Genomic DNA, 5,817 nt, shown 5'->3' with positions numbered 1-5,817 from the left:
CTTTGCCGAAGGCGCCGCCGAATTGTGCATGGAGCGCACCCTCAAATACTGGCGTGGCTGGATCGGCCAATCCAACTATCGCGGGCGCTGGCGGGAAATCGTCAATCGCTCCGCCCTCGCCCTGAAACTGCTGACCTCACGGCGCCACGGTGCAATCCTCGCCGCTGCCACTTTCGGCCTGCCGGAAACTCCCGGCGGCGAGCGCAATTGGGATTACCGCTACACGTGGATCCGCGACGCTTCGTTCACCGTTTACGCGTTCATGCGCCTGGGCTTTGTCGATGAAGCCAACCACTACATGCAATGGCTGCGCGGACGGGTCAGCGATTGCTGTGGCAAACCGATGAAACTCAACATCCTCTATGCCATCGACGGCCAGCAGGAACTGCCGGAAACCGAACTCACGCACCTGTCCGGTCACGGCGGCGCGCAACCGGTGCGCATTGGCAACGGCGCTTATGATCAGATCCAGCTGGATATCTTCGGCGAGCTGATGGATGCGGTGTATCTGGTCAACAAGTACGGTGATGCGATTTCCCACGAAGGCTGGCGGCACGTTGGCGAGGTGGTCGATCAGGTCTGCGAGACGTGGCAGAGCGAAGATGTCGGCATCTGGGAAATGCGCGGTGAAACCCATCATTTCCTGCACTCGCGGCTGATGTGCTGGGTGGCGCTGGACCGCGCCATCCGCCTGGCTTCCAAGCGTTCGCTGCCGGCACCGTTCGCTCGTTGGGACCAGACCCGGCAAGCGATCTACACCGACATCTGGGACAATTTCTGGGATGAGGAACGCGGGCACTTCGTCCAGTACAAGGGCGGCACCGCGCTGGACGGCTCGATGCTGCTGATGCCTTTGGTGCGCTTCGTCAGCGCCAAGGATCCGCGCTGGCTGTCGACTCTGGAAGCGATCGAAAAAACCCTGGTGCGCGACGGTATGGTCTATCGCTATCGCAACGAAGACGCCAACATTGATGGCCTCAACGGCACCGAAGGCGCATTCGCCGCGTGTTCGTTCTGGTACGTCGAATGCCTGGCCCGCGCCGGCCAGGTGGAAAAAGCCCATCTGGAGTTCGAGCAATTGCTGCGATATGCCAACCCGCTTGGACTGTACGCCGAAGAGTTCGACAGCCATGGCCGGCATCTGGGCAACACGCCGCAAGCGCTGACGCATCTGGCGTTGATCAGTGCGGCGAGTTTTCTTGACCGCAAGCTGAGTGGCGAGAAGAGTTCCTGGCAGCCGTAGCGATGTTTTTTCGTCAGCGCATGTCAGACCGATCTCTGATCGACAGGTATGTTTCCACAACGGGCCTGCATGCCAGACAACTGGCTCAGGCCCATCCCCGTCGTCGAACCCGTGCGCCGTTTACGTCTGGCGACAGTCTGTGTAAAAACCGCGTCTCAAAAACTACTCACGTCACGTTGAAACACTTCGCGCAACGTACGCTTACACGCCGAAATACCTTGTTGCCAGCCGAAACATCCACCCCTACCATCCAACGCAACGGGCACAGCGGAGCTGTCCAACCACCCCCGAATTCAAGGAACCGGAATGCCTCACCACATCCAGCGCAGCATCGACTCCCCCCTTCGCACCGGGCTGAGCCGCACCCAGCTCTGGGAAGCCGCCGACCAAGGCCTGATCAAATGCTGGGAAATCGGCCGCCAGCGCGCCGAACGCTTTCCCGAACTGGCCCAGCGCTGCCTGGCCGGTGAATTGCCGGTGCTTGGCTGGAAGGGTGGCGTGAGTCGCAGCCTGAAGAAAAACGAGAAGTACGGCTCACTGAAATATCTGGCGCAGTGGCAGGGTCTGCGCGGTGAGGATCTGGATATTGATCTTGCGCAGGAACGTTCGCTGATGTGTTCGCGGACGAAGATGAAGGTGACGTTTACGCCGGATCGGACGAAGTATTTCAATCAGATCGCGGAGCTTGAGGCTTAGCCGTGCGGAAGTCCGGGCGGTAGCAATCCGGGTACAGGGCACAGACGCCGTACTGGGCGTCCAGATCGGCCATGTGCTGGTAGAACTGCTCGATTTCCCAAAACGTTTCATCCGCAACGGTCATCAGGTAGAAGTAACTGAGCTGATGGTCATTGGGCAGCACCAATGGAAACTCTGCCAGCGCGTCCATCCTCGGGGCATTGGCCAGCGCCGCGAGCATTGGCGTCGGTGCCAGGGACAATTGCTCGAAGTACTTTTGCTTGTATGTCGCCAGACCTATGGCTTCACCTTTTGCTCTGGCATCGATAAGTTGCGCGAGGTTTGCACGGCGCTGCTCCCAGTACGCCGCCGGCAGGTCTACATTCATTTGTTGCTTATGGCTGGCCAATGCCTCATCGGCGCTGAGCTGGCGTTGCGGTTCGCCCGGCACAGCGGCGGACCGTGCGTCCAACTCCTTGAAGGACAGCATGATCGTCGACTTGGCAAACATGCGCTCCATCAGTTCACGGCGCTGCGGGGTGTCCGGCAATGCCGGTGGCGGCGATGCGCAACCGGTCAGCATCACGACAAGTGCCAACATAACAAGCAGCGTTTTGAGTGACATGTATCGTCCTTGAAGCCAGTCGACAGAATGAGCTGCGCAGTCTATCCGATGGTCTAGGGTTTGGAAGACGTTTGCACGGAGTTGACAGTCATGATTCAGTCAGTCCTTACGCCTTTTCTGACCATTGCCTACGAACAGCACGGTCCGAACAACGGCGCCCCGGTGATTCTGCTCCACGGCTTCCCCTATTCCCCGCGCGCCTTCGACGAAGTCGCCCCGGCGCTGGCCGCGCGGGGCTACCGCGTCATCGTGCCGTACTTGCGCGGTTACGGGCCGACCCGGTTCAACAGTGCGCAAACCCTGCGCTCCGGCCAGCAAGCTGCGATGGCGCAGGACTTGCTCGATCTGATGGATGCGCTGGGTATCGAACAGGCCATGCTTTGCGGGTATGACTGGGGCGGTCGGGCGGCGTGCATTGTCGCGGCGTTGTTTCCGGCGCGAGTGCGCGGGCTGGTCAGCGGCGACGGCTACCTGGTGCAGGACATCGCCCATGCGAACCAGCCGTTGGACCCGGAAGACGAGCATCGGCTCTGGTATCAGTACTACTTCCACACGCCGCGTGGCGTCGAGGGCCTTAAGCAGAATCGCCGGGAGTTGTGTCAGTTGCTTTGGCGGCTGTGGTCGCCGACATGGGCGCGTAAGGATGAACGCTACCCGCTGACCGCTGGCGCTTTTGATAATCCTGATTTTGTCGACGTGGTGATTCATTCCTATCGGCATCGCTTCGGCTACGCCCCGGGCGATCCAGCCCTGGAGTGGATGGAGGAAGCGCTGGCCACACAGCCGGTGATCAGCGTGCCGAGCATTTCGCTGTGCGGCGCCGATGATGGCGTCGGCCCGCCTTCGCTGATTGATGGAGATGCCGAACATTTCAGCGGCTTCTATGAGCGGCGCGTGCTGGCGGGTGTCGGCCACAACATTCCCGAAGAAGCGCCGCAGGAAACCCTCAAGGCGATACTGGATCTGCTGCAACGCTGACCGAAAACCGCTCCCGATAAGCCTGCGGTGTCACGCCAATCGCTCGCAGAAAACTGCGCCGCAGTGTTTCCTCACTGCCAAACCCGCAATTGGCGGCGATGCGTTTGATCGGCAAACCGGTATCGCTGAGCAGTCGGCGGGCGGTTTCGACGCGGATCAATTCGATCGCCCGCGCCGGCGTCTGGCCGGTGTCGGCGCGGTAGTGGCGGATGAAGCTGCGTTCGCTCATGCCGGCCTGTTCGGCGAGAGTCGGGATGCCGAGGTCGCACGTCAGGTTCTCGGCGATCCAGGCGTGCAGTTCATCGAAGCGGTTGCCCTGTTGTTGCAGCGCCAGCGTCACGCTGAACTGCGACTGCCCGCCCGGGCGTTTCAGGAAGACGACCAAGTGCCGGGCGACGTCGAGGGCGATATCGCGGCCGAGGTCTTCTTCGACCATGGCCAACGCCAGATCGATACCGGCCGTGACCCCGGCGGAAGTCCACACCGGGCCGTCGTTGATGAAAATCGGATTGGCTTCCACGTGCAGATTCGGATGCTGCGCGGCCAGTTGCTCGCAGCGCGTCCAGTGGGTGACCACGCGGCGACCATCGAGCCAGCCGCTGGCGGCGAGTAGAAAGGCCCCGGTGCACACCGAAGCCACGCGCCGACAATGAGTGCCGTGCTCGCGCACCCAGTCGACCAGTTGCGAGTCTTCGGCGGCGGGATAAATGCCCCAGCCACCGGCGATGATCAAGGTGTCGCTGGGCGTTTGTGGCAACGGTTCGGCGAGCACCGCCAACCCCGCCGATGACATCACCGCCCCGCCGCCGCTGGCGATCACGCTCGGCGCATAGGGCGTCGGCAAACCACGCTGGCGGGCCAGATCGTTGGCCGAGGCGAACACCTGCAACGGCCCGGTGACATCGAGAATCTGCATATTGGCAAACGCGAGGACGTGAATGGCTTTAGGCATTTGGCGTAATTCGTGGGTTGATTGGCGTATGCGCCAGAACCTACCCGCCTACAGTGAAGTCGTCCACTTCTTTCAACGGAGCCACAACGATGACGCTGCAGATCGGTTTTCTGTTATTCCCGCAGGTTCAGCAACTCGACCTGACCGGCCCTTACGACGTACTCGCCTCGTTGCCCGGCGTGCAGGTGCACCTGATCTGGAAGGACCTGATGCCGGTGACGTCCAGCACTGGCCTGCTGCTGAAACCGACTACTACTTTCGAGGATTGTCCGGATCTGGATGTGATCTGCGTGCCCGGCGGCAGTGGCGTCGGGCCGCTGATGGAAGATCAGCAGACGCTGGATTTCATCAAACGCCAAGCCGCGCAGGCACGTTATGTGACCTCGGTGTGCACCGGCTCGCTGGTGCTTGGCGCGGCGGGGCTGCTGCGGGGCAAGCGCGCGACCACGCACTGGGCTTATCACCAGTTGCTGCCGACGCTGGGGGCGATTGCGGTGAAGGATCGGGTGGTACGCGACGGCAATCTGTTTACCGGTGGCGGAATCACCGCTGGCATCGATTTCGCCTTGGTGCTGGCGGCGGAACTGGTCGATGCCGATACGGCGCAACTGGTGCAGTTGCAACTGGAATATGCCCCGGCACCGCCGTTCAACGCCGGCAGTCCGGAGGTGGCGCCAAGTGCGGTGGTCGATGAGGCGCGGTTGCGCGCGGCGCCTTCGTTGAAGCTGCGTACGGAAATTACCGAGCGCGCGGCGGCCAAACTGGGCCTGCGCTGATCTCCCAGCCAATCACAACCCTTGTAGGAGCTGCCGCAGGCTGCGATCTTTTGATCTGATCGTTCCCACGCTCTGCGTGGGAATGCAGCCGGGGACGCTCCGCGTCCCACAGCCTCAAGATCGCAGCCTTCGGCAGCTCCTACACGTCGATCCCAAGTTATTCGCCGCGCTTCTCACTCTCCTTCACTTGTCCCACCTCCCTCGCCCGTGTAGAAAGCCCCTTCCAGAAATCTCGCACAAGGACTTTCGATGAAGGCGCTGCCCTGGCTCTATCTCGCGCTGCTCGGCCTCGGTTACGGATTGGCCCTGAGCTACGGCCAGCTCGGATGGCTGGCGTTGATCTCCGTGGGGCTTTTGCTGTTCGCCGCGTTCGCCGTGCGTCAGCAAGAGGTGCCAGTCGCGCGTTGGCTCGGCCATGGCCTCTTCATCGTTCTGGCCGTGGCACTGGCGATGCACTGGCTGCCGGGCTTCGCCAACGGCCGGGTGATCAATCCGCAACGTTTAACTGACAACGCGGTGCCGTTCGCGATGTACCTCAATCTCGACAAACCGCTGGTGGGCTTCTGGC

The 5,817-nt window shown here is 61.6% G+C and carries 6 protein-coding genes and 1 pseudogene; 5 read left to right on the top strand and 2 right to left on the bottom strand.

Features of this window, described 5'->3' with window-relative positions; all coding sequences use genetic code 11:
* Together OQK_RS19670 and OQK_RS19665 are read left to right on the top strand one after the other, a co-directional pair.
* The coding region (locus OQK_RS19670; protein WP_038861428.1) for a glycoside hydrolase family 15 protein at nucleotides 1–1,243 on the top strand (1,243 nt) is incomplete at its 5' end.
* Nucleotides 1,244–1,549: 306 nt separating this feature from the next.
* Nucleotides 1,550–1,939 (top strand): hypothetical protein, encoded by a 390-nt coding sequence (locus OQK_RS19665; protein WP_016773888.1) that lies wholly within the window; start codon nucleotides 1,550–1,552, stop codon nucleotides 1,937–1,939.
* Here the strand turns inward: OQK_RS19665 and OQK_RS19660 are convergent.
* A complete protein-coding gene (locus tag OQK_RS19660; RefSeq protein WP_238537229.1) occupies nucleotides 1,911–2,519 on the bottom strand; it encodes a hypothetical protein in 609 nt (202 codons plus the stop codon). The two genes, OQK_RS19665 and OQK_RS19660, sit on opposite strands and share 29 nt — an antisense overlap.
* 114 nt (nucleotides 2,520–2,633) lie before the next feature.
* On the opposite strand from OQK_RS19660, the gene OQK_RS19655 reads away from it, so the two are divergent.
* Entirely contained in the window at nucleotides 2,634–3,521 is an 888-nt protein-coding gene (locus tag OQK_RS19655) for an alpha/beta fold hydrolase (protein ID WP_016773886.1), read from the top strand.
* On the opposite strand, the gene OQK_RS19650 is transcribed toward OQK_RS19655, so the two are convergent.
* Nucleotides 3,490–4,473, bottom strand: coding sequence for a GlxA family transcriptional regulator (locus OQK_RS19650; protein WP_016773885.1), 984 nt, complete (start codon nucleotides 4,471–4,473; stop codon nucleotides 3,490–3,492). The two genes, OQK_RS19655 and OQK_RS19650, sit on opposite strands and share 32 nt — an antisense overlap.
* A gap of 89 nt (nucleotides 4,474–4,562) precedes the next feature.
* Here OQK_RS19650 and inhA point away from each other — a divergent pair, with 89 nt between their 5' ends.
* Both inhA and OQK_RS19640 read left to right on the top strand, forming a co-directional pair.
* Nucleotides 4,563–5,249, top strand: coding sequence for an isonitrile hydratase (gene inhA / locus OQK_RS19645; RefSeq protein ID WP_016773884.1), 687 nt, complete (start codon nucleotides 4,563–4,565; stop codon nucleotides 5,247–5,249).
* A gap of 249 nt (nucleotides 5,250–5,498) precedes the next feature.
* Nucleotides 5,499–5,817 (top strand): annotated as a pseudogene (locus OQK_RS19640) (CPBP family intramembrane glutamate endopeptidase); the annotation flags it as partial.

Source organism: Pseudomonas sp. R62 (assembly GCF_000257605.1).
GTDB classification, from domain to species: Bacteria; Pseudomonadota; Gammaproteobacteria; order Pseudomonadales; family Pseudomonadaceae; genus Aquipseudomonas; species Aquipseudomonas atacamensis.
Note: the sequence above shows the minus strand (reverse complement) of the source record. Positions and strands in the feature narration are given on the sequence as shown.